This is a genomic window from Pseudomonas sp. SK (assembly GCF_012975065.1).
GTDB lineage: Bacteria > Pseudomonadota > Gammaproteobacteria > Pseudomonadales > Pseudomonadaceae > Aquipseudomonas > Aquipseudomonas anuradhapurensis.
Map to the genome: position 1 here is coordinate 1,720,917 of NZ_CP051857.1, position 23,594 is coordinate 1,744,510.

Annotated in this window: 24 protein-coding genes and 1 pseudogene; 15 read left to right on the plus strand and 10 right to left on the minus strand. The window is 60.6% G+C overall.

All coding sequences use genetic code 11. From position 1 onward, the window contains the following. Positions 1-149: 149 nt before the first annotated feature. Positions 150-1,073, minus strand: a complete 924-nt coding sequence (locus tag HG549_RS07930; protein ID WP_170028984.1) for a LysR family transcriptional regulator — start codon at positions 1,071-1,073, stop codon at positions 150-152. A 126-nt stretch (positions 1,074-1,199) separates the two neighbouring features. On the opposite strand from HG549_RS07930, the gene HG549_RS07935 reads away from it, so the two are divergent. The 3 genes from HG549_RS07935 to HG549_RS07945 all read left to right on the plus strand — a co-directional run bounded on the left by HG549_RS07935 (position 1,200) and on the right by HG549_RS07945 (position 3,971). Beyond that, complete coding sequence (locus tag HG549_RS07935) at positions 1,200-1,820, plus strand: TetR/AcrR family transcriptional regulator (protein WP_170028985.1); 621 nt, start codon at positions 1,200-1,202, stop codon at positions 1,818-1,820. A gap of 45 nt (positions 1,821-1,865) precedes the next feature. After that, a complete protein-coding gene (locus tag HG549_RS07940) occupies positions 1,866-2,849 on the plus strand; it encodes an MDR family oxidoreductase (RefSeq protein ID WP_170028986.1) in 984 nt (327 codons plus the stop codon). 99 nt (positions 2,850-2,948) lie between these two features. Continuing rightward, entirely contained in the window at positions 2,949-3,971 is a 1,023-nt protein-coding gene (locus HG549_RS07945) for a D-cysteine desulfhydrase family protein (protein WP_170028987.1), read from the plus strand. Between the two features lie 63 nt (positions 3,972-4,034). On the opposite strand, the gene HG549_RS07950 is transcribed toward HG549_RS07945, so the two are convergent. From HG549_RS07950 to HG549_RS07960, 3 genes are read right to left on the minus strand one after another with little or no spacing between them, the layout of a single operon-like run. Further along, positions 4,035-4,745, minus strand: a complete 711-nt coding sequence (locus HG549_RS07950; RefSeq protein ID WP_003291493.1) for an SDR family NAD(P)-dependent oxidoreductase — start codon at positions 4,743-4,745, stop codon at positions 4,035-4,037. Positions 4,746-4,773: 28 nt separating this feature from the next. Next, entirely contained in the window at positions 4,774-5,430 is a 657-nt protein-coding gene (locus HG549_RS07955; protein ID WP_170028988.1) for a DsbA family oxidoreductase, read from the minus strand. After that, a complete protein-coding gene (locus tag HG549_RS07960; protein WP_170028989.1) occupies positions 5,427-5,642 on the minus strand; it encodes a 4-oxalocrotonate tautomerase family protein in 216 nt (71 codons plus the stop codon). Before HG549_RS07960 ends, HG549_RS07955 begins: the two co-directional genes overlap by 4 nt. Positions 5,643-5,866: 224 nt before the next feature. Here HG549_RS07960 and HG549_RS07965 point away from each other — a divergent pair, with 224 nt between their 5' ends. Together HG549_RS07965 and HG549_RS07970 are read left to right on the plus strand one after the other, a co-directional pair. Next, positions 5,867-6,781, plus strand: coding sequence for a LysR family transcriptional regulator (locus HG549_RS07965; protein ID WP_170028990.1), 915 nt, complete (start codon positions 5,867-5,869; stop codon positions 6,779-6,781). Between the two features lie 201 nt (positions 6,782-6,982). Further along, the gene (locus tag HG549_RS07970) at positions 6,983-7,930 is read left to right on the plus strand and encodes an aromatic alcohol reductase (protein ID WP_170028991.1); all 948 of its coding nucleotides are present in this window, start codon (positions 6,983-6,985) and stop codon (positions 7,928-7,930) included. A 94-nt stretch (positions 7,931-8,024) separates the two neighbouring features. Here HG549_RS07970 and HG549_RS07975 read toward each other — a convergent pair whose 3' ends face one another. From HG549_RS07975 to HG549_RS07980, 3 genes and pseudogenes are all read right to left on the minus strand, one after another. After that, the gene (locus HG549_RS07975) at positions 8,025-8,279 is read right to left on the minus strand and encodes a hypothetical protein (protein ID WP_170028992.1); all 255 of its coding nucleotides are present in this window, start codon (positions 8,277-8,279) and stop codon (positions 8,025-8,027) included. A gap of 27 nt (positions 8,280-8,306) precedes the next feature. Beyond that, positions 8,307-8,545: pseudogene (locus tag HG549_RS25940) on the minus strand (hypothetical protein). A gap of 11 nt (positions 8,546-8,556) precedes the next feature. Continuing rightward, positions 8,557-8,766 (minus strand): hypothetical protein, encoded by a 210-nt coding sequence (locus tag HG549_RS07980; RefSeq protein WP_170034092.1) that lies wholly within the window; start codon positions 8,764-8,766, stop codon positions 8,557-8,559. Positions 8,767-9,040: 274 nt separating this feature from the next. On the opposite strand from HG549_RS07980, the gene HG549_RS07985 reads away from it, so the two are divergent. After that, positions 9,041-9,349 (plus strand): chorismate mutase, encoded by a 309-nt coding sequence (locus HG549_RS07985; protein ID WP_170028993.1) that lies wholly within the window; start codon positions 9,041-9,043, stop codon positions 9,347-9,349. A gap of 46 nt (positions 9,350-9,395) precedes the next feature. On the opposite strand, the gene HG549_RS07990 is transcribed toward HG549_RS07985, so the two are convergent. Beyond that, entirely contained in the window at positions 9,396-10,013 is a 618-nt protein-coding gene (locus tag HG549_RS07990) for a LysE family translocator (RefSeq protein WP_218576034.1), read from the minus strand. Between the two features lie 927 nt (positions 10,014-10,940). Between HG549_RS07990 and HG549_RS07995 the strand changes: the two genes are divergently transcribed. Together HG549_RS07995 and HG549_RS08000 are read left to right on the plus strand one after the other, a co-directional pair. Continuing rightward, a complete protein-coding gene (locus tag HG549_RS07995) occupies positions 10,941-12,977 on the plus strand; it encodes an NADPH-dependent 2,4-dienoyl-CoA reductase (protein WP_170028995.1) in 2,037 nt (678 codons plus the stop codon). Between the two features lie 143 nt (positions 12,978-13,120). Next, positions 13,121-14,011, plus strand: coding sequence for a 1-aminocyclopropane-1-carboxylate deaminase/D-cysteine desulfhydrase (locus HG549_RS08000; RefSeq protein WP_170028996.1), 891 nt, complete (start codon positions 13,121-13,123; stop codon positions 14,009-14,011). On the opposite strand, the gene HG549_RS08005 is transcribed toward HG549_RS08000, so the two are convergent. Next, on the minus strand, positions 14,002-14,547 hold the full coding sequence (locus HG549_RS08005) for a cytochrome b (protein ID WP_170028997.1): 546 nt from the start codon (positions 14,545-14,547) through the stop codon (positions 14,002-14,004). The genes HG549_RS08000 and HG549_RS08005 overlap by 10 nt on opposite strands. A 295-nt stretch (positions 14,548-14,842) precedes the next feature. Continuing rightward, positions 14,843-15,814, minus strand: a complete 972-nt coding sequence (locus tag HG549_RS08010; protein WP_170034094.1) for a DUF1853 family protein — start codon at positions 15,812-15,814, stop codon at positions 14,843-14,845. A gap of 43 nt (positions 15,815-15,857) precedes the next feature. Between HG549_RS08010 and HG549_RS08015 the strand changes: the two genes are divergently transcribed. The 7 genes from HG549_RS08015 to HG549_RS08045 all read left to right on the plus strand — a co-directional run bounded on the left by HG549_RS08015 (position 15,858) and on the right by HG549_RS08045 (position 23,580). Then, positions 15,858-16,748: an NAD(+) kinase gene (locus HG549_RS08015; RefSeq protein WP_011532967.1), complete on the plus strand. Its 891-nt coding sequence runs from the start codon at positions 15,858-15,860 to the stop codon at positions 16,746-16,748. Further along, positions 16,748-17,719 carry a metallophosphoesterase gene (locus HG549_RS08020; protein WP_170028998.1) on the plus strand — a complete coding sequence of 324 codons (972 nt, stop codon included), beginning with the start codon at positions 16,748-16,750 and terminating at the stop codon, positions 17,717-17,719. Before HG549_RS08015 ends, HG549_RS08020 begins: the two co-directional genes overlap by 1 nt. Continuing rightward, a complete protein-coding gene (locus tag HG549_RS08025) occupies positions 17,716-18,603 on the plus strand; it encodes a rhomboid family intramembrane serine protease (RefSeq protein WP_170028999.1) in 888 nt (295 codons plus the stop codon). The genes HG549_RS08020 and HG549_RS08025 overlap by 4 nt, the downstream gene beginning before the upstream one ends. A gap of 13 nt (positions 18,604-18,616) precedes the next feature. Then, entirely contained in the window at positions 18,617-18,877 is a 261-nt protein-coding gene (locus tag HG549_RS08030; RefSeq protein WP_161774617.1) for a YeaC family protein, read from the plus strand. Beyond that, positions 18,874-19,704: a DUF2797 domain-containing protein gene (locus tag HG549_RS08035; protein WP_170029000.1), complete on the plus strand. Its 831-nt coding sequence runs from the start codon at positions 18,874-18,876 to the stop codon at positions 19,702-19,704. Before HG549_RS08030 ends, HG549_RS08035 begins: the two co-directional genes overlap by 4 nt. Before the next feature lie 13 nt (positions 19,705-19,717). Beyond that, positions 19,718-22,375: an aminopeptidase N gene (pepN, locus tag HG549_RS08040; RefSeq protein ID WP_170029001.1), complete on the plus strand. Its 2,658-nt coding sequence runs from the start codon at positions 19,718-19,720 to the stop codon at positions 22,373-22,375. Positions 22,376-22,560: 185 nt separating this feature from the next. Continuing rightward, complete coding sequence (locus HG549_RS08045; protein WP_170029002.1) at positions 22,561-23,580, plus strand: YCF48-related protein; 1,020 nt, start codon at positions 22,561-22,563, stop codon at positions 23,578-23,580. The last annotated feature ends 14 nt before the right edge of the window (positions 23,581-23,594 follow it).

Sequence of the window (23,594 nt, forward strand, 5' to 3'; positions counted from 1 at the left end):
TTCAACTCCCAGGCGGGCGCAACACTCACCCAAGAATCGAGACATCCAATCCGCTTGGCTCCCCATCAAGCTCTCAAAACTGGGTGGGGATCCTGCGTCGTGTTTCGTTCGCCCCTACTCGAACACGGAACGGGGGACCAACTTTCGTGCTAGAGCGAAGCCCACTTTTCGCGATACTGAACCAGGAAGTCCACAAAAGCGCGCACCCTCTGCGGGATGTGACGACCTTGAGGGTACAACAACGTGTACGGCCTCGATCGCCCACTAAACGGTTTCAAGACTTCGACGAGTCGCCCATCAGCGAGCTCTTGTTCCACGATGAATTTGTAGGTTTGGAATAATCCGGCACCGTTCCTGGCAAGTGTCACTCCGCCCAGCACGTCGTCGGAACAGGAATAGCTTCCAGCAGTGAATACCTCACGCTCTCGACCGTCCTCTTGAAACAGCCAAGAGATACGCCGCCCGCTACTCGGAAGCTCAAATTGAATGCATTCATGCAGGTCCAGGTCCTGCAAGGTATGCGGTGTCCCGACTTTCTCCAGGTAGGCCGGAGACGCTACGACAACCAACTTGGCATCCTCCAGCAACCTCGCAATCATCGTGGAGTCAGGCTGAGCTCGTACTCGAATCGCCAGATCGTACCCTTCTGCAACGAAGTCGATATTTCGATTACCGAGGTGGATATCAACGGTTACCTCAGGATAAAGCTCTCGAAATTTTGGCAGCAACGGCAGGATTCGGTGGTGCCCATAGGTCGTAGGCAGGCTGATACGAAGGCGGCCTGAAGGTGTTGCTTGAGCGCCCATAACTGCCTGCTGGGCCTCCACCAGTTGCGTGAGCGCCTGGCTGCACTGCTCGAAAAAATCCTTTCCCGCATCGGTCAATCGGATGCTTCGGGTAGTCCTTGCAAACAGCCGAGAGCCAAGCCTTTTTTCCAGGCGAAGGATCGACCTGCTCACTGCGGCCGGAGTAACGCCAGCGAGCTGAGCTGCGGCAGTAAAGCTGCCCGCTTCTGCGGACAGGCAAAACAGCTCAATACTTCCCAACTGCAGATCGTCAAAATGCCGCTTCATAGGATTTATCCGTACAGGGGCTGGTAGAAGGCTTGGTGTCGGACTGCAGTAGACGGTTGCGCCGACCGGAGAACGCTGCTTGACATTTAGACTACTCGGTCCAATTATCCTTGGATGGACATTCCAATGAAAGCCCCCAGGCGCGGGCGCCCTCCAAAAATCTCGCGTAGCGATCCCGATACTCGGCGTGCATTGATCCGCTGCGGCGTGGAGCTGCTGACCGAGCAAGGATTCAACACTACTGGTATTGAACAGGTTCTCAAACGGGTCTCCGTACCGAAAGGCTCCTTCTATCACTATTTCGACAGCAAGGATGCCTTCGGGCGTGAGGTCCTCGCTGAATACGGAAATTTCTTTGAGCGCCGCCTGCGCCGGATCCTGCTCAACCCCCATCGAGAACCGTTGGCGCGCATCGAAGATCTGCTGCAGGAGTCGCTCATCGGCATGGAAAAGTACAACTGGCGTCGCGGCTGCCTAGTAGGCAATCTCGGCCAGGAAGTGACTTTGCTGCCCGATGATTTTCGCGATCAGATAGAGAAGATTTTTCGAGTTTGGGAGGCACTACTCAGCCAATGCCTCCAGGAAGCGCAGGCCAACCAATCGATAGCCCAGTCTGTGGAGTGTCAGCAACTGGCAGCTTTTTTCTGGATTGGCTGGGAGGGCGCAATTACGCGCGCACGTCTCCGCGAAAGTGGTCACCCACTATCGATCTTCGTCAGGGGATTTCTCGCCGGCATTGCCCGGTGAGTTTTTATCGTCGATTACTAGACAACCGGTCTAAAAGGAGTCGCTATGTTCAATGCTGTCGTTGTGGAGAACCAGGAAGGCGCTAAGCAGGCCCATTACAGAGAGCTATCAGATGACCAATTGCCAGCCGGCAGTGTCACCGTTGCGGTGTCTCACAGTACGCTGAACTACAAAGATGCCCTTTGCATCACAAGCCGCAGTCCGATCGCCCGGCACTTTCCCATGATTCCTGGGATCGATTTGGTAGGGGTAGTGGAGCGCAGCGAAGACAGCCGCTATCGCGAAGGCGACGCTGTTTTACTCAACGGCTGGGGTGTTGGGGAAAGTCATTGGGGCGGACTATCCCAGAAGGCCCGGGTAAGCGCAGATTGGCTGATTCCTTTGCCGCAGGGGATGACACCCCGTAACGCCATGGCGATAGGCACCGCAGGTTACACATCCATGCTTAGTCTAATCGCCCTGGAACGCGCCGGGCTAAGGCCTGATGCAGGGCCTGTTTTGGTAACCGGGGCGAATGGTGGCGTCGGCAGCATTGCCGTAGCGCTGCTGGCCGCCCGAGGATATGAGGTCATTGCCTCGACCGGCCGGTTAGATGAGGCAGATCACTTGGTCCGGCTGGGCGCGACGGAAGTGATTGATCGAAACACGTTATCTTCACCGGGTAAGCCATTGGGCAAAGAGCGCTGGACAGCGGCGATTGACTCGATAGGAAGTCATACCCTTGCGAACGTATGTGCTCAGACCAAAGCCGACGGCTGGGTTGCCGCGTGTGGCCTGGCACAGGGCATGGAGTTCCCGGCTACCGTAGCGCCCTTCATTCTGCGGGGGGTGAGCCTCTTGGGGATCAACAGCGTCACACGTCCATATGCCGAGCGAGTCGAGGCATGGGCTCGGCTAAACGCGGAGCTTGATCTGTCGATTCTGGAGCAGTTAACAAGCGAAGTACCACTTTCAGAAGTAATCCCTGTTGCAGATGACCTATTGGCTGGAAGGATTCGCGGGCGCCTCGTTGTTGACACCAGCATTTAATCCATAGCCCAAGCACACTCACTGCTTTCAAAGAGGCCAGCCCTCTGCGTTGGGGGCTGGGTCGCTGTCAATGTGAAATACCAACCGGAGCACATGCCAATGAGGGATGCTCAAAAGGATGTACTGGACGCTTTCGATAGAGTGACGCTCATCGAGGCGGCAACCCCGATTCAGCGGCTAAAAAAGCTTGAACTGCGACTGGGTATCAAGCGAGTCAATCTGTACATCAAGCGTGACGATCACATGGCATTCGCCGGGGGTGGCAACAAGCTTCGTAAGCTTGAGTTCCTGTTAGGTGAAGCGATCGCACAGGGATTCGACACAATCGTCACGACTGGCGGACTCCAATCTAACCATGCACGACTTACTGCCGCTGCAGCTGCGCGACTCGGCTTGGACTGCGAACTGGTCCTCGGCCGGGTAGTGCCGCGGCATGATGTAGAGTACGAAAACAACGGCAACGTTCTGCTTGATAAGATCTATGGCGCCAAGCTCCATGTACTCCCGCAAGGAAAAAAGGCAGCCGAGTTCGCAGCTAAAAGAATCCAGCTGCTGATCGAAGAGGGCAAGAAACCCTACCTGATCCCTATGGGGGGATCGTCACCTCTTGGCGCGCTGGGTTACGCCAGATGCGGTGATGAGATAATGCAGTATGAACGGGATAACGACATCCGCTTCGAGAAGGTTCTTCTGCCTAACGGCAGCTCGGGTACTCACGCGGGTCTAGCCGCAGGTTTCGTCACGCGTGGACGATCCCCGACGATTATTCGATCCTATTCAGTGTTGGGAGAGCAAGAGCAGGCGGTGCAGCAAACCCTGAAGCTCGCTAACGACGCGCTGGCATTGGTCGGGGCCTCAGAGATCGCGCCCAATCAGATCGATGTAGATGGGAATCACCGGGGGGAGGGTTATGGAATTCCGACGGCTGAGGCTCTTGAGGCAATTGCTTCCCTAGCTCAATCCGAAGGCATCCTGCTTGATCCGGTTTACTCTGCAAAAGCCTTTGCCGGCATGCTTCATGATATTGCTGCAGGAGGCTTCGTCGAGGGGGCTAACCTACTGTTCCTGTTTACAGGCGGCGGACCAGGCGTTTATGCCTATCGCAGTGCATTCGATTTCTGAGAAACCAGCCTTCACAGGAAACTGCTCATCACCGGAATGTGCCGGTGATGAGCATTCTGTCAATCAATGACCTGCGCTCTGACCGCCGTCGACGTGCAGGATCTCGCCGGTGACGAACGAAGCGCTGTCCAAGTAGAGAATCGCTTGAACGATGTCGTTGATCTCGCCCATGTGGCCGACGGGGTGCAGCTTGCCCAGGGCATCGTGAGTTTCGGCGCCATGCATTGGGGTCTTGATGATGCCAGGCGATACGGCGTTAGCGCGGATGCCTCGCTTGGCATACTCAATCGCGATCGATTTGGTGGCAGCGTTGATGCCACCTTTGGTGAGGGATGCCATTACCGACGGAACGCCGTCGATTGCGTGGTCAACCAGGCTGGTGGTGACGCTGACCACATGCCCGCTACCATTCTTCTCCATTTCTGCGATGGCGAGCTGGGAGATGTAGAAGAAGCCGCTCATATTGGTCGCAACGACCTGCGCATAGTCTTCTTTGGTGTAGCTGGTGAATGGTTTGGCGACGAAAATCCCGGCGTTGTTGACGAGCGTATCGATGCGCCCGAAGCGGGCCACGGCTTCGCGCACAACTCGTTCCGCTGTGGCCGGATCCGCAATATCACCGGCAACAGTCAGGATATCTGGATCGGTCGATGGTTGAATGGAGCGCGAGGTCGCTACCACTTTGTGGCCGAGGGCTCGGAACCCTTCCACTACACCTGCACCAATGCCTTGAGATGCACCAGTTACGATGATGACTTTTTGAGAATTGCTCATGATATTTCCTCTACGATGGATTAAGTTTTCAGTTAGACGAAGCGGCTTGTGCCGCCTGCCTTAACACTTGCTCGTAATACTCAACAGACTGTGAGCCTGCGACGACTTGCCGATTGTTCAGTACCATTGCGGGTACAGAATTGATGCCGCGGTCCAAGTAAAAATTTTCGAGCGCTCGGACTTCATCGGTGAATTGCCCGCTTTCAAGTACTACCTGCGCTTGCTGGGCGTTTAAACCGACTTTCTGAGCCAACGCCACCAACGTCTGGTGACTGCTAGGGTTTTGCCCGTTCACGAAGTAAGCCTCAATTAGCGCTCGGTGAAGCTCGCTTTGGAGCCCTTCGTTCGCTGCCCAGAACAGCAGGCGATGTGCATCATGGGTATTGAAAAAGTGAGTTCGCCTTTGGAGATTGAACTCAAAGCCGAGCTCCCGTCCTCTTTCAACAATCATCTGATTACGTGCCGCCACTTGCTCCGCAGTTCTTCCGTACTTGCGAATCATGTGCTGGATGGCGTCCTCACCTTCGGCAGGCATATCGGGATTGAGCTCAAACGGTTTAAACGTCAACCTGACGTCGATTTCGTCGGCTACGTTGGCGATGGCTTGGTCCAAGGCAGTCGAGCCCAGTGCGCACCAGGGGCAGACGACATCAGAAACGAAGTCGATTTTTACCGTGTGCTTCATGGCTTTGACTCCGACAATTGCTTTCTGTACTCGGTAGTCGTAATGCCGGAGTAGCCCCAGTTATCAGTGTCGACTTCTTCGATCACGATGTGGGTCAACTTAGGGTCTTTATGAAGCACGCGCTCCATAGTTTCAGTAATTTCTTTTATTACCTGAGCCTTTTGCGCTCGGGTAACACCATCACGAGTGATGCGGACGCTGATGAATGGCATGGGAAGTTCCTCTGTCAAGTGTGCATTTGGGTGATGAGCAGTTGATGGAGAAACTTTAAGATTTCAGAGCAAACTGATAAATATGCCCTGAGGTACTTCATTTGTGACCTCGTGTATCGAATCACGGGGCACCTGGGTAGGATTTTCTGGCCTGGTACCTGCCTGGGCACAGCTGTGGCAGCCTATGGCTGCCAGTGGTGCTTCGCACAGAAGAAGGGGTTGGGATGGATCGTTTGCAAGCAATGCAGGTTTTTACCCGAGTAGTCGAGACCAACAGCTTCAATAGAGCAGCTGAGGCCTTGGGGATCATGCCGTCATCGGCCACCCGCATGATCAAGAATCTTGAGGATTACCTGGGGGTCCGCTTGCTCAATCGGACGACACGGCAGCTGAGCCTGACAGCGGATGGTGAACATTACTATCGTCACTGTCGGCAGGTGCTGGCGGACATTGATCGTGCGGAATCCACCTTTCCGGGCGGGAATGCCACGCCGCGAGGCAGATTGCGTGTGGATATCTCGAATTCTTTAGGTCGTCTTTTCGTTCTACCTGCAGTGCGCGAGTATCAGCAGCGATTCCCTGAGGTTGAATTGGTCATCGGCCTGAGTGACCGGACCGTAGACCTGGTACAGGAAGGCATCGACTGCGTGGTCCGTACCGGAGTGCCGCTTGACTCAGCAAGCCTGGTAGCTCGGCAAATTGGCAGTTTCGACTGGGTAACGTGCGCCTCTCCACAATACCTACAAGCGTATGGCGTACCCAGGTCCTTGGACGACTTGCAGAAGCATCAGTCAGTGGGTTACCTGTCTAGCAGGACCGGGCGATCGATCGAATGGCATTATTTGGTCAACGACGAACCCGTCTTCGTTCGAGTCCCTGAAAAGCTAGCGGTAAATGATACAGACGGCTATGTGACATGCGGGCTAGAAGGTCTTGGCCTGATACGGGTGGGCAGCTACATGGTTTGGCCCCACCTGGATTCCGGCAGACTTGTTTCAGTGCTTGAGGGTTACACCGCACCGCCCGTGCCGATCTCAGTGATGTATCACCACAGCAGTTACCACTCACCGACGCTGAGGTCGTTCGTAGACTGGGTCATTGAGCTATTCAAAAACTCAAAATTAGGACTAGGAAAGTAACCCATTTCACCTTCCTAAATGCCAAGCGTTGAAGCCGAATGAGGTTTGATCGAAGCCCATAATTCAAATATTTGCAATTGTGAAATCGAGTTTCGGCACAGACATCATGAATGCTTTTGGCCAAAATCGTTAACTGGCTAGCAACTGCAAGAGTCGCCAGCTGCTCATTCTGAGGGTTTTCAGTTCTAACGAGGTGGCTTTATGACTAAAGAGACTACTTTTAACAAGCGCAAGATACTCGTGCTCGGCGCAGGTGAATTGGGGCTAGAGGTTTTGCGAGAGTTATCTGCCCAAGGGGTGGCCATCGGAAAGGCAGATGTCTCGGTAATGCTGAGGACATCATCCAGCAGTTTTTCAAGCCAACGGAGTCAACTGCTCACGGAACTAGATGCTCTTGGGGTTAGTGTAATTGCAGGGGATGTGGTGGGTGACACTCTGGAAACCATAGCCGAAACTTTTGGCCAGTTTGAGGTAGTGGTCAGTTGCGTAGGCTTTGCTGCTGGTCCAGGCACGCAGCTAAAGCTGGCCTTGGCAGCGATCGAGTCAGGTATCAAAAAATACTATCCTTGGCAGTTTGGTGTTGACTACGACGTGATCGGTCGCGGTAGCGCTCAGCCACTCTTCGATGAGCAACTTGATGTTCGTGACCTGTTGCGCTCACAAAGCAGGATCGACTGGACTATTATTTCTACGGGTATGTTCACAAGCTTTCTCTTTGAGCCATCCTTTGGCGTTGTAGATCTCGAAAACAGGACAGTTAATGCACTCGGCGACTGGGATACGTCCGTTACCGTCACCACGCCTGAAGACATTGGTAAGTTGACAGCGAGAGCAGTACTTTCCGAGCCTGAAATCACTAGTAAGGTAATTTACACTGCGGGCGATACCGTTTCCTATCGTCAGCTGGCAGATCTCATAGATGAGGCGTTGAATTGTTCCGTCGCAAGAAATGTTTGGACGATCCCTCTCCTACAAGACGAGCTCAAAAAAGATCCCACTAACGTCTTGAAAAGATATCGACTGGTGTTCGCGCAAGGCAATGACAACGGCGCTGGTGTAGCGTGGAGCAAAGAAGTATCTTATAATTATATAGAGAATGTAAGAGTTTCCACTGTAGCCGATTGGCTCAGATCCAACGCAGCGGTATAGCCTCAGGTTATGATTGCTATCGCTTGCCCAAAACAACAATTAAAGCTTTTTTGCTTAAAGCGGTAGCAATCGCCGAATTGTATGCCGGCTTTTTCTAGGTTTGGCGTTTGGACTGCAGAGCGATTCGTGATACAGAGAAGAAACCGTTCGCTTTAATAACAATTTTAAAATCGTAACCCAGCTGCTGTGCCATATGTCGAAATGCCGCAATTTCACGTCGCGCCGGATTGCTTTCGTTGTCATCCTCAATAGTGGCACTCAGCTCGACTAGATGCTGCTCAATCATCGCTAAAACGCTTTCGACGTAATGAGATGGAATCGTAATCTGCCTGTCGCCCAGTATGCTCATCGAGTCAGCTTTCCTTTATTCCCAACTTCAGTCCATCGAGTAGCTATTTTTAAATATCCAGTTGAGGGTGCCTGGAGAATGACGACCCATAACTTTGAGCTGGTACTCGTTTACAGCTCGAAATTGCGACTCCGCTATTTGACGTAGCCGCTCGATTTCATCCCCGGGTCGAGCCGAAGCTGAGCCTCATGGTACCGTTTCATCGCATCGACAGCATCAGTGTACTGCTGATGGTCGGGAGCAAGGATGGGCAATTTTTGTGTCATGACCAGTCACCTTAGTGAATGATCAAAGGTAGCTTACCGGCATTCCCAAGCTGAACGTCAACGACGGTCAGATAAAGCGAGTCCGCCAATAGCTCAAGGCGCTCTAGCTCATGCTTTGCCAACCCTAAGGCCTCCGCTGCTTGAGCATCGCGGATGGCTTGAAGCGCTTGCCGCATCAGCGGCTCGCCTGCTTCGACCATTCCCTCTAATGTGCGTTTCACAGCCATGGTGCTTCTCGGTACCGAATGGTAAATCAGGGCGAGAGCGACCCGTTGATGGCAAGCTCACTCCAAAGGTACGGACTGGTGATAATCATGAGGCCTGCACGGACACCAGAGCATTGGATCAGTGTCCGCTATGGGTCGAAAGCTGCCGTACGTGACAGGCCGCTATCGACCCATTGCGGACATCCACCAGAGTCTACAATAAAGCCCCAAACCATCAGCAACTGCCTGCCCTAATCAAGCGTAGGCTCATGAAAAGGAAGTCAAGCAAATGGATGTACTTTGCACCTCTCTGGACGAAGTCCGCCAAGGGATCGATGAAATCGACCGCAACCTCGTTTCGCTTCTCGCCAAACGGGGCCGGCTTGTGACGCAAGCAGCTGTCTTCAAGAAAACCACTGATGATGTGCGTGCGCCTGCTCGGGTTGAGCAAGTGATAAGGAAGGTTCGTGAAATGGCTGAGGAAACTGGTGCCTCGGCTGAGGTCGTGGAGCAGGTCTACCGGGCAATGATTTCGGCCTTCATCAGTGAAGAACTGACCACCCATGCGAAGCTTGCCAACGAACCTTCAGCATCTTGATGATAACGCGGGGCTCATCCGAAGCCCCGCCGCTTTTCCCTACCCACTACCTTTGACTCAAAGCCGCAATCGAAACACCAGATGCGACAAAGGTGAGGCCAGCGCCCACGTTTAGCCCATTTACCAGCCGCGGCCGCTGGTATAGGTAGCGAGATAACACCGTGGCGAAAATGCCCATCAAGGCAAAACCCAAGGCTGTGAGTACAGCAAACCACATCCCGTAAACCATCATCTGCACGCTGACCGATCCGCGAGCTGGATCGACGAATTGGGGAATGAATGCCAACACGAACAAGCCTGGTTTCGGGTTGAGCGCAGCCGAAAGCAGACCCGTTAGAAAAATGCTGGGCAACGATTGCCGGGACGCCGGCTGAAAGCTGATCAAACTGCGCGCGCGCAAGACTTTGATGCCGAGCCAGAGCAGATAGCCAGCACCGATGAGTTTGATCACCCAGAAAGCGACCGCCGAGGTTTGCATCAGAAGGGTCAACCCTAACGAAGCGGCTGCGACGTGAAACAGAATACCCGCGCCTGACGCCATGCCGGATACGGCCGCTGCGACTTTGCCCTGGCTGAGACCACGGCCAATGGCCAACAGGTTGTCAGGGCCCGGCGCCAATACCAACAGCACGCAGGCAGCAGTGTAGGCAAACCACACATTCATTGGAAACACGGCTCTCTCCTTAAGCCTGATAAAGCATCCATCCTGACGGTGGGGTATGCCAATGGCAAGGAGGAAACTCAAGGATTGTTGGCTGAGTTGTCCAAGTCAGCGACAAACGCTATGTCCGCAATGGGTCGATTGCAGCCGTTCACGACAGACCGCTATCGATCCAAAGCGGATGTGCCTGGAGTTTGCGTGGATTCGTATGTGTTCGCCTTGGGGGATGTAGCGCCTATGAGATCGAGCGCCGCCCGCGCGGCGCATCGCGGATAAATCCGCTCCTACATTTGTTGCAACGTGGCCATGCCTGTGAGGCCACGGTTGTCAGCCTTGTTGGCACGACGGGATTTTTTGGGGGGGCATCGATGCCGCCTCGCATGCCTTGAGACATGCACCAAGGCAGGCAGCCATGGCGTAACAGGTTCGGCACGTTGCAACAAATGTAGGAGCGGATTTATCCGCGATGCGCCGCGCGGGCGGCGCTCGATCTCATAGGCGCTACACACCCCAAGGCGAACACATCCAAATCCACGCAAGCCCCAAGGCAAGACAGTCCGCTACGGGGTCGAAAGCACCCCATCATCACATCCTCTACCGACCCACTGCGGACTCATGAATGTTGGGGCCGCTTCGCGCCCCATCGCCGGCAAGCGCGGCTCCCACGGTACAGCGCGGGCCTGATGACAGATGGGCCTCCTGTGAGGGCAGTTGCCGTTAGCCAGGGCAGGATTTACCGCGACATACCGCTGCAATGCTTGAAGAACAGCGCCCAGTCGGTGAAACCCTGTGCACCAGGATCATCAACTTGTCAGTTTCGATCATTGAGCCGGTTCAAACGGCTGTTTACTGTCGCAGGCAGACAATCGACGGGGCCCATCGGCTGGTGAGGCGCCCGCATCCCGTGATCACGCCACCAGGGGACCTTCCATGGCCGCCGACCGCTACCCGCACCTGCTTGCCCCGCTGGACCTGGGCTTCACCACCTTGCGCAACCGCACCCTGATGGGCTCGATGCACACCGGCCTGGAAGAGCGCCCTGGCGGCTTCGAGCGCATGGCCGCGTACTTTGCCGAACGCGCCCGGGGCGGCGTCGGCCTGATGGTCACGGGTGGCATCGCGCCCAACGATGAAGGCGGGGTGTATTCCGGCGCGGCCAAGCTCAGCACCGCGGAGGAGGCCGACAAGCACCGCATCGTCACCGAAGCGGTACACGCCGCCGGCGGCAAGATCTGCCTGCAGATTCTGCATGCCGGGCGTTATGCCTACAGCCCACGGCAGGTGGCACCCAGCGCGATCCAGGCGCCGATCAACCCGTTCAAGCCCAGGGAGCTGGACGAAGCAGGGATCGAGAAGCAGATCGCCGACTTCGTCAATTGCGCCGTACTGGCCCAGCGGGCCGGCTACGATGGCGTCGAGATCATGGGTTCGGAAGGCTATTTCATCAACCAGTTCCTCGCCGCCCACACCAACCAGCGCACCGACCGCTGGGGCGGCAGCTATGAAAACCGCATGCGCCTGGCCGTGGAAATCGTCAGCCGGGTGCGTGCTGCGGTGGGGCCGAACTTCATCATCATCTTCCGCCTGTCGATGCTCGACCTGGTCGAGGGCGGCAGCAGCTGGGACGAGATCGAGCTGTTGGCCAAGGCCATCGAGCAGGCCGGCGCAACCCTGATCAACACCGGCATCGGCTGGCACGAGGCGCGCATCCCGACCATCGCCACCAAGGTGCCGCGCGCGGCGTTCAGCAAGGTCACCGCCAAGCTGCGGGGCGTGGTCGGCATTCCGCTGATCACCACCAACCGCATCAACACCCCGGAAGTGGCCGAGGCGGTGCTGGCCGCGGGCGATGCCGACATGGTCTCGATGGCCCGGCCATTCCTGGCCGACCCGGACTTCGTCAACAAGGCCGCCGCCGGCCGCAGCGACGAAATCAATACCTGCATCGGCTGCAACCAGGCCTGCCTGGACCATACCTTCGGCGGCAAGCTGACCAGTTGCCTGGTCAACCCGCGTGCCTGCCACGAGACCGAGCTCAACTACCTGCCGGTGCGCGCGGTGAAGCGCATTGCCGTGGTGGGTGCTGGCCCGGCCGGCCTGGCCGCCGCGACGGTGGCTGCCGAGCGCGGCCACGCAGTGACCCTGTTCGATGCCGCCAGCGAGATCGGCGGGCAGTTCAATGTGGCCAAGCGGGTGCCGGGCAAGGAAGAATTCCATGAAACCCTGCGTTATTTCCGCAACAAGGTCAAAAGCACAGGCGTGGACCTGCGCCTGAACACCCGGGTCGATGTGCCGGGCCTGCTCGCCGGCGGCTACGACGAGATCATCCTGGCCACCGGCATTGCCCCGCGCACGCCGGACATCCCGGGTGTCGAGCATGCCAAGGTGCTCAGCTACCTGGATGTGCTGCTTGGGCGCAAGCCGGTCGGCAAGGCTGTCGCGGTGATCGGCGCCGGAGGTATCGGCTTCGACGTTTCCGAATACCTGGTGCATCAAGGTGTGGCCAGCAGCCAGGACCGTGAAGCGTTCTGGAAGGAATGGGGCATCGATACCCAGCTGGAAGCACGCGGTGGCGTCGCCGGGGTCAAGGCCGAGCCGCATGCGCCGGCGCGGCAGGTTTACCTGCTGCAGCGCAAGGCATCCAAGGTGGGCGACGGCCTGGGCAAGACCACCGGCTGGATTCACCGCACCGGGCTGAAGAACAAGCAGGTGCAGATGCTCAACAGCGTCGAATACCTGGGCATCGACGATGCCGGCCTGCACATTCGCGTGGCGGGTGGTGAACCGCAGGTGTTGGCGGTGGACAACGTGGTGATCTGTGCCGGGCAGGAGCCGTTGCGCGAGCTGCAGGTAGGGCTGGTGGCGGCGGGGCAGTCGGTGCACCTGATTGGCGGTGCGGATGTGGCGGCGGAGCTGGATGCCAAGCGGGCGATCAATCAAGGTTCGAGATTGGCGGCCGAGCTCTGAATTTGTCGGGGGCCGCGTTGCCGCCCTTTCGCGACACAAGGCCGTTCCTACAGAATTTGCACTACCCTGGGCCCCTGTAGGAGTGGCCTAGTGTCGCGAAAGGGGCGCGCAGCGCCCCCCGCGTTCACTGGTAAACTCGCTGCATGCGCCTCGACCTAGCCCAAGCCCCCCTGCATCCACTGAACCTGCCCTGGCTGGTAAACGCCAGGGTCGAAGCCGCCATCCTGCGCCTGGACCTGATCGACCCGCTGATCAGCGGCAACAAATGGTTCAAGCTGCGCCATCACCTGCAGCAGGCCATGGCCAGCAACGCTCCCGGGCTGATCAGCCTGGGTGGCAACCATTCCAACCACCTGCACGCCCTGGCCGCCGCCGGCAAACGCTTCGGTTTCGCCACCGCCGGGCTGCTGCGCGGGCACGCCCAGGACACGCCTACCGTGCGTGACCTGCAGGCGCTGGGCATGCAGCTGCACTGGCTGGGCTACGGCGGCTACCGCGCGCGCAACCAACCCGGTTTCTGGCAACCCTGGCAGGCGCGCTATCCGGGTTGGCAGTGTATTGCCGAGGGTGGTGGCGGGCTGGCGGGGGCGCAAGGCTGTGCCCTGATCCTGCAGCAGGCCCGCGCCCAACTCGCCGCACTCGGCTGGGCCGACCATGACGCCTGGTGGCTGGCCGTTGGAACCGGGACGACCCTGGCCGGCCTGGTGCTGGCCGAGGAGGGTAGGCATGTGGTGCATGGCGCACTGGCCGTACCCCGCGATCATGGCGTGGAGCAGGCGGTGAAGGAACTGGCGGGGACGCAGGGCTATCAGCTGCACGACGCCTGCCGTGGCGGCTTCGGCAAGTTCGATGATGAACTGCTGGCGTTCATCGCCGACTGCGAGCGGCACACCGGCGTGCCACTGGAAGCCCTGTATACCGGCAAGGCGCTGCTGGCCCTGCGGCAACAGGTCGAGGCCGGGCTGTTTGCGCCCGGCACTCGCCTGATCGTGGTGCATACCGGCGGCCTGCAGGGCCGGCGCGGTTACTTGTAGGGCAGCATGCGCAACAGCGTGTTGTCGCGCTTGACATAATGATGGTACAGGCCGGCCACGGCATGGATGCCGATCAACCAGTAGCCCCAGCTGGCGACGCGTTCATGCCAGCCCTTGATGAACTTGGCCTGGTCCGGGTCGGGGCCGATCAGGTGCGGCAGCTCCAGGCCGAAGAACGGCACCGGTTTGTCGGCCGCGCTGAGGATCAGCCAGCCGGCCAGCGGCAGGCCGATCATCAGCAGGTACAGCGCCAGGTGCACCAGGTGCGCCAGCCCGGTCTGCCAGGCCGGCGGCTTTGGCGTGATCGGTGGTGTCGGGTTGCTCAGGCGGATGGCCAGGCGCAGCCAGACCAGCACGAACACGCTGAGCCCGAGCATGAAGTGCAGCTCTTTCATCAGGTTGCGTTCGACGCTGTCCTTGGGGAACAGGCCGCGGAACTCGATAAGGGCATAGACAGCGGCCAGCAGCACCAGCATCAGCCAGTGCAGGGCGATGGACAGGCGCGCGTAATGGGGCGCGGGGGTGGTTGAAACCATGATCGGTCCTCGTTATCAGGTCGGTTGTATGTCGTTATATTTTTTGTGCTTGTGAGATCGAGCGCCGCCCGCGCGGCGCATCGCGGATAAATCCGCTCCTACATTTGTTGCAACGTGCCGAACCTGTTATGCCATGATCGCCTGCCTTGGTGCATGACTTGGGTCGTGCAAACCGGCAGACAACCTGGCCTGACAGGCATGGCCACGTTGCAACAAATGTAGGAGCGGATTTATCCGCGATGCGCCGCGCGGGCGGCGCTCGATCTTGAAAACTCCGCAAATCACAAGACAAGCGTTAAGGCAAATGTGGCCAGCTGTCAGCCACCAGAAACACCCGCTCCGCTTCCTGCCAGGCGCCGTCAGCCTCGCGTTCCAGGCGCACCAGCAATTGCGCCGGTGCCTGCCGCTGCAGCAGGTGCAACCATGCTGCAAACTGCTCCACCTCCCAGCAGTCCGCCGCCTCGACCCGCGCCGGTGCCAGCCAGGCATGCCGCTGCAGCGGCTGCCAGCGCTCACCCTCGGCCAGTACCCAGTCGCGCCGCCGCAGCCAGCGCCCGCGCAGGTGCTGCGGGTTGGCGCCCTGCGGTGGCTCGGCCTGGCCTGGCCACGGGTAGAACAGATAACCCCCCAGCCAAACATGCGCCTGCACCTGGCCGACGCCCAGCTGCGCCAGCACTTCGCGACTGTGCGCACTGTGCGACATGGGCAACTGGTGCCCCGCCAGGTGCGCCAGCTTGGTCCCCAGCCGGTCATGGCACCCCGGCCCCAGCCAGGTGGCAGGGTCCTGCCCGGCGTGCTCCGGCCCCAGGTACAGCTTGATGGCCAGTTCCAGGTGGTGCACGCCGTCGCGGTCGCGCAGCAGCACATCCAGCTCGCCCAAGGTGCGCCCGCCGTCGCGAATCGCCAGGTTCGCCGCCAGCACTTCGATGCCCGGCGCCTGGCCCAGGGCGAATTGCCACAGGCGTTCGTAGTAATGGCCCAGGCGCCGGCTGCCCAGTTGCGCCAGCCACTCGCGCAAAGGCCGGTCATCATCGTCCAGGGCCCGCAACCAGCGCTCCAGGCCTTGCGGCCGGTCTGCCCACAGGCTGCCGGCCAGCGGGTGGCGCTGGGGGCACGGCGGGGCGCTGAGCAACGGTGGCGACAACAGCGCCCAGGCCAGGTCACGCACGGCGGGGCGGCGTAACTGTCGGGGCAGGTCGTGGAGCAGGGCGAATGGCATCATCCTGCGAGCATAGCCGGTTTGCCGCTGCCCGGTGGTTTCGCCCATAATCGGCGCATTGTCACCCGCCGCAGAGCCTCGCAGGAGCCCCATGGAGCAATTTCGCAATATCGGTATCATCGGCCGCCTTGGTAGCTCGCAGGTGCTCGACACCATTCGCCGACTGAAAAAATTCCTCCTCGAGCGCCACCTGCACGTGATCCTCGAGGACACCATCGCCGAAGTGTTGCCCGGCCATGGCCTGCAGACCTCCACCCGCAAGCTGCTGGGCGAGGTCTGCGACCTGGTCATCGTGGTCGGCGGCGATGGCAGCCTGCTCGGCGCCGCCCGCGCCCTGGCCCGGCACAACATTCCGGTACTCGGCATCAACCGTGGCAACCTCGGCTTCCTCACCGACATCCGCCCGGACGAACTGGAAGAGAAGGTCGCCGAAGTGCTCGACGGCCACTACCTGGTGGAAAACCGCTTCCTGCTGCAGGCCGAGGTGCGCCGCCACAACGAAGCCATCGGCCAGGGCGACGCGCTGAACGACGTGGTGCTGCACCCGGGCAAGTCCACGCGCATGATCGAGTTCGAGATCTACATCGATGGCCAGTTCGTCTGCAGCCAGAAGGCCGACGGCCTGATCGTCGCCACGCCCACCGGCTCCACCGCCTACGCGCTGTCGGCTGGCGGGCCGATCATGCACCCCAAGCTCGACGCCATCGTCATCGTGCCGATGTACCCGCACACCCTGTCCGGCCGGCCGATCGTGGTCGACGGCAACAGCGAGCTGAAGATCGTGGTGTCCAAGGACCTGCAGATCTACCCGCAGGTGTCCTGTGACGGCCAGAACCACTTCACCTGCGCCCCCGGCGACACCATCACGGTGAGCAAGAAGCCGCAGAAACTGCGCCTGATCCATCCGCTGGACCACAACTACTACGAGGTCTGCCGCACCAAGCTCGGCTGGGGCAGCCGTCTGGGGGGCAGGGACGACTGATGCTCGATCCGGCGCGAAGTTTCGACATCATCGGCGATGTGCATGGCTGTGCGCTGACCCTCGAACGCCTGCTCGACGCCCTCGGTTACAAACGCCAGGCCGGCGTGTGGCGCCATCCGTGGCGCCAGGCGCTGTTCCTGGGCGACATCGTCGACCGCGGGCCACGCATTCGCGAGGCGCTGCATATCGTCCATGACATGGTCGAGGCCGGCCAGGCGTTCTGCATCATGGGCAACCATGAATACAACGCCCTGGGCTGGGTGACCCCGGCGCTGCCTGGCAGCGGCAAGGCCTATGTGCGCGAGCACACGCCACGACATGCCCGGCTGATCGACGAAACCCTGACCCAGTTCGCCCAGCACCCGGCGGACTGGCACGACTTCGTCAACTGGTTCTACGAGCTGCCGCTGTTCGTCGACGCCGGGCGTTTCCGCCTGGTGCACGCCTGCTGGGACCCGCGCCTGATCGAGCCGCTGCGCCAGCAATACCCCGACGGCTGCATCGACCAGCACTTCATCCAGGCGTCGGCGGTGAACGGCAGCTTTGCGGCCAACGTGTGCAACCGGCTGTTGCGCGGTACCGACATGCGCCTGCCGGACGGGCTGACGCTGACAGGCGGCGACGGCCTGACCCGGGCATTCTTCCGCACCAAGTTCTGGGAAGAAGACCCGCAAACCTACGGCGACATCGTGTTCCAGCCAGACGCCCTGCCGGCGGAAGTGGCCAATACCCCACTCAGCCACAGCCAGAAGAACGCCTTGCTGCGCTATGCCGAAGACGAGCCCATGCTGTTCGTCGGCCATTACTGGCGCAGCGGCCGCCCGGCGCCGATCCGTGCCAACCTGGCCTGCCTGGACTACAGCGCGGTGCTCTACGGCAAGTTGGCCGCCTACCGGCTGGATGATGAAACCCGCATCGACCCGCACAAGTTCGTCTGGGTCGACGTCGACCGCCCACAGGCCAGCCAATGAACATTATCGAAGTGATGCGCCTGCCGCTGTCGGTCGACCTCAGCGGCTTCGTCCAGCTACTGCAGCGCCTGCAGGTGCCGCACCGGGTCAGCGAGGAGGGCGAGGTGCAGGTGCTGTGGGCGCCTGACAACCTGGCCGCAGACGTGCGCGAACTCTACCAGCGCTACCCCGACGGCAACGCCGACATCCAGGTGAGCGATGAACCGGTGGCGGCGGGCATGCCCGCGCCTGGCCCTGGCCAGCCCTCCCTGGCAGAACAGGCACGCGCCTGCAAGGTCACCACCATCACCCTGCTGCTGTGCTTCATCGTCGCCGGCCTCACCGGGCTGGGCGACAACTTCACCACCATCAGCTGGTTCACCTTCCTCGACTTCCGCGTGCAGGGCGACTACCTGTACTTCAGCCCGCTGGCGCAAAGCCTGGAACAAGGCCAGTGGTGGCGCCTGGTCTCGCCGATGCTGCTGCACTTCGGCGTGCTGCACCTGGCGATGAACAGCCTGTGGTACTGGGAACTGGGCAAACGCATCGAACTGCGCCAGGGCCCCTGGGCGCTGCTGGGCCTGACCGTGCTGTTCAGCCTGGTGTCCAACCTGGCCCAGCACTACACCAGCGGGCCGAGCCTGTTCGGCGGGTTGTCCGGTGTGCTGTACGGCCTGCTCGGGCACATCTGGCTGTACCAGTGGCTGGCGCCCAATCGCTACTTCGCCCTGCCCAAGGGCGTACTGGCCATGATGCTGATCTGGCTGGTGGTGTGCCTGACCGGCGTGGTCGGTACCCTGGGCCTGGGCCAGATCGCCAACGCCGCGCATGTCGGCGGGCTGCTCATCGGATGCCTGACCGGGCTCTTGGGTGGGGCGCTGGCCAGGCGTAAACTGTCGGCTTGAATCAGGAGACACTATGTCCACTTTCGCGCAAATGATCGAAAACATCACACCCGAGATCTACCAGAGCCTGAAACTGGCGGTGGAGATCGGCAAATGGTCCGATGGCCGCAAGCTCACCGCCGAGCAGAAGGAGCTTTCGCTGCAGGCGGTAATCGCCTGGGAGATGAAGAACCTGCCCGAAGACCAGCGCACCGGTTACATGGGCCCGCAGGAATGCGCGTCGAAGTCGGCACCGATTGCCAACATCCTGTTCAAGTCGGACTCGCTACATTGATCGAACTCGCACGTGGCTCGTTGAGCAAGATGGCGGTCAGCCTGCAGGCGCCGGTGGTGCAATACAGCTTCCGCCTGGGTGACACCCAGGTGCCGGTCAACCCGCTGATCGGCCAGCGCCTGCGCCTGGAATACCTCGGCGCCATTCACTGCAGCCATTGCGGCAAGCGCACCAAGACCAGCTTCAGCCAGGGGTACTGCTACCCGTGCATGACCCGGCTGGCCCAGTGCGACGTGTGCATCATGGCCCCGGAAAAATGCCACTACGACGCCGGCACCTGCCGCGAACCGTCGTGGGGCGAACAGTTCTGCATGACCGACCATGTGGTGTACCTGGCCAACTCGTCGGGGATCAAGGTCGGCATCACCCGCGCCACCCAGCTGCCGACCCGCTGGCTCGACCAGGGCGCCAGCCAGGCCCTGCCGATCCTGCGCGTGGCCACCCGTCAGCAGTCCGGCCTGGTCGAAGACCTGCTGCGCAGCCAGGTACCCGACCGCACCAACTGGCGCACCCTGCTCAAGGGGGACGCCGAGGTACTTGACCTGGTCGCCATTCGCGAGCAGGTGTTCGCTGCCTGCGCCGATGGCCTGCGAGCACTGCAGGGCCGCTTCGGCCTGCAGGCGATCCAGCCGCTGACTGACGCCGAAGTGGTACATATGACATACCCGGTCGAGGCCTACCCGAAGAAGATCGTCAGCTTCAACCTCGACAAGGACCCGGTGGCCGAAGGCACGCTGCTGGGCATCAAGGGCCAGTACCTGATCTTCGACACCGGTGTGATCAACATTCGCAAGTACACGGCCTACCAGTTGGCCGTGCTCCAGTAAAAAGGACCTGCACATGCGTACCGAACAACCGCAAGTGATCTACCTCAAGGATTACCAGGCGCCCGAGTACCTGATCGACGAGACGCACCTGACCTTCGAGCTGTTCGAGGACCACACCCTGGTCCACGCGCAACTGGTCATGCGCCGCAACCCGGCACGCGGTGCCGGCCTGCCGCCACTGGTACTCGACGGCCAGCAGCTGGAACTGCTGCGCGTTTCGCTGGACGACCAGGAACTGGGGGCGGATGCCTACCGGCTGGATGCCGACAGCCTGACCGTGCAGCCCAAGGCCGAGCGCTTCACCCTCGATACCAGCGTGAAGATCCACCCCGAGAGCAACACTGCGCTGGAAGGCCTGTACAAGTCGGGCAAGATGTTCTGCACCCAGTGCGAGGCCGAGGGCTTCCGCAAGATCACCTACTACCTCGACCGCCCGGATGTGATGAGCACCTTCACCACCACGGTGATCGCCGAGCAGCACCGCTACCCGGTATTGCTGTCGAACGGCAACCCGACCGGCAGCGGGCCGGCAGAAGACGGCCGCCACTGGGCAACCTGGGAAGACCCGTTCATGAAGCCGGCCTACCTGTTCGCCCTGGTGGCCGGTGACCTGTGGTGCGTCGAGGACAGCTTCACCCGCCAGTCCGGCCGCGACGTGACCCTGCGCATCTATGTCGAGCCCGAGAACATCGACAAGTGCGAGCACGCCATGGTCAGCCTGAAGAAGTCGATGCGCTGGGACGAGGAAGTCTACGGCCGCGAGTACGACCTGGACATCTTCATGATCGTCGCGGTCAACGACTTCAACATGGGCGCCATGGAAAACAAGGGCCTCAACATCTTCAACTCCAGCTGCGTGCTGGCGCGTGCCGAAACCGCCACCGATGCTGCCCACCAGCGCGTCGAAGGCGTGGTGGCCCACGAGTACTTCCACAACTGGTCGGGCAACCGCGTCACCTGCCGTGACTGGTTCCAGCTGTCGCTCAAGGAAGGCTTCACGGTGTTCCGCGATGCCGAGTTCAGTGCCGACATGAACTCGCGCACGGTCAAGCGCATCGAGGATGTCGCCTACCTGCGTACCCACCAGTTCGCCGAAGACGCCGGGCCGATGGCGCACCCGGTGCGCCCGGACAGCTTCATCGAAATTTCCAACTTCTACACCCTGACCGTGTACGAGAAGGGCGCCGAAGTGGTGCGCATGGTGCGTACCCTGCTGGGCGCCGAGGGCTTCCGCAAGGGCAGCGACCTGTACTTCGCGCGTCACGATGGCCAGGCGGTGACCACCGACGACTTCATCAAGGCCATGGAAGACGCCAATGGCGTCGATTTCACCCAGTTCAAGCGCTGGTACAACCAGGCCGGCACCCCGCGCCTGGACGTCAGCGAGGCTTATGATGCTGCCGCGCAGACCTACAGCCTGAGCTTCCGCCAGAGCTGCCCGCCGACCCCGGACAAGGCCGAGAAGCTGCCGTTCGTGATCCCGGTGGAACTGGGCCTGCTGGACGCCGCCGGCAACGACTTGCCGTTGCAACTGGCGGGTGAAGCGGCCGCGCAAGGCAGCAGCCGCGTGCTGGCGGTGACCGAAGCCGAGCAGACCTTCACCTTCCACGGCATCCAGGCCAAGCCGCTGCCGTCGCTGCTGCGCGGCTTCAGCGCGCCGGTCAAGCTCAGCTTCCCCTACGACCGCGACCAGCTGATGTTCCTGATGCAGCACGACAGCGATGGCTTCAACCGCTGGGAAGCCGGGCAGCAGCTGTCGGTGCAGGTGCTGCAGGAGCTGATCGGTCAGCATCAGCGTGGCGAAGCGCTGCAACTCGACCAGCGCCTGATCACCGCCCTGGCTACCGTACTCGGCAACCAGGCACTGGACCCGGCGATGGTCGCCGAGATGCTCTCGCTGCCGGGTGAGGCCTACCTCACCGAGATCAGCCAGGTCGCCGATGTGGATGCCATTCACGCTGCCCGCGAGTTCGCCCGGCGGCAGATCGCCGAGCAGCTGTTCGACGCCCTGTGGGCGCGCTACCAGGCCAACCGCGAGGTATCGCGCAACACCGCCTACGTGGCCTCGGCCGAGCATTTTGCCCGTCGCAGCTTGCAGAACATTGCCCTGTCGTACCTGATGCTCAGCGGCCAGTCGCAGGTGCTGGAGGCGACCCTGGAGCAGTTCGAGCGCTGCGACAACATGACCGAGCGCCTGACCGCGCTGGCGGTACTGGTCAACTCGCCGTACGAGGCTGAACGGGCCAAGGCCCTGGAGGCCTTTGCCGAGCACTTCAAGGACAACCCGCTGGTCATGGACCAGTGGTTCAGCGTGCAGGCGGCCAGCACCCTGCCGGGCGGGCTGGCGCGGGTCAAGGCGCTGATGCAGCACCCGGCGTTCACCCTGAAGAACCCGAACAAGGTGCGTGCGCTGATCGGCGCCTTTGCCGGGCAGAACCTGGTCAACTTCCATGCCGCGGATGGCTCGGGGTATCGCTTCCTGGCCGACCTGGTGATCGAGCTGAATGCGCTGAACCCGCAGATCGCCTCGCGCCAACTGGCGCCGCTGACCCGCTGGCGCAAGTATGACGCTGCGCGCCAGGCGCTGATGAAAGGCGAGCTGGAGCGGATTCTGGCTTCCGGTGAGCTGTCCAGTGATGTGTATGAAGTGGTGAGCAAGAGCCTGGCTTGAGGGCCAAAGGGGCCGCACAGCGGCCCCCGGCTACACGCCGATAACAAAACATAACACCCCGCCCGTTGTCTTCCCGCAAACATCCCCGCTACGATCCGGTCAAGTTATTGCAGGCCTCTAGCTCAAGCTTTTCGCAGTACCTGCAATGCATTGACCCACCAACAAGAACACAACAGGGGGCAGTCATGGGGCAGCAGAACAGGCGTGGTGCCTGGCCATTGGCAACCAGTGCGATGCTGGCACTGGCACTGGGGGTTTGGGCCGAGGCTGCCCAGGCCGCAGCGGCCGAGGAATATTCCACCGAGTCGGCCAAGGCCAGCCAGAGCCTGCTGATCGATGCCGCCCAGGCCGGTAAACGCCTGGTAGTGGTCGGCGATCGCGGCCACATCCTGTTTTCCGACGACCAGGGCCGCACCTGGACCCAGGCCCGGGTACCCACCCGGCAACTGCTGACCGCGGTGTTCTTCCTCGACGACAAGCGCGGCTGGGCGGTCGGCCATGATGCACAGGTGCTCACCAGCAACGATGGCGGGGCCACCTGGAGCAAGCAGTTCGAAGACCTTTCCCGTGAAGCACCGTTGCTCGATGTGGTCTTCCTCGACGCCCAGCATGGCTTTGCCGTAGGCGCCTACGGCGCCTTGCTGGAAACCAGCGACGGCGGCCAGCACTGGCAGGACGTGGCCGAGCGCCTGGACAACCCCGACCAGTTGCACCTGAACGGTATCGCCGAGGTCCGTGATGCCGGGCTGTTCATCGTCGGCGAGCAGGGCAGCATGTTCCGCTCGGCCGACCACGGCCAGACCTGGAGCAAGGTCCTGGGCCCCTACGCAGGCTCGCTGTTCGGCGTGATCGGCACCGCCCAGCCCCATGCGCTGCTGGCCTACGGCCTGCGCGGCAACCTGTTCCGCTCCAGCGACTTCGGTGACAGTTGGCAACCGATCGAACTCAAGGCCGCACGCGGCAACCTCGAGTTCGGCCTGGCAGGCGCTACGCTTGTCGAGGATGGCAGCCTGGTACTGGTCGGCAACGGCGGCAGCGTGCTACGCAGCACCGACGATGGCCACACCTTCAGTGTCTACAACCGCGCCGACCGCATTGCCCTGGCCGGCGTCAGTGGCCTGGCCAACGGCGGCCTGTTGCTGGTAGGGCAGGGTGGCGTGCACCTGGCCACTGCCCAGGGTGCCGACCAGGAGGTGCAGCCATGACCAGCAGGGAGAGC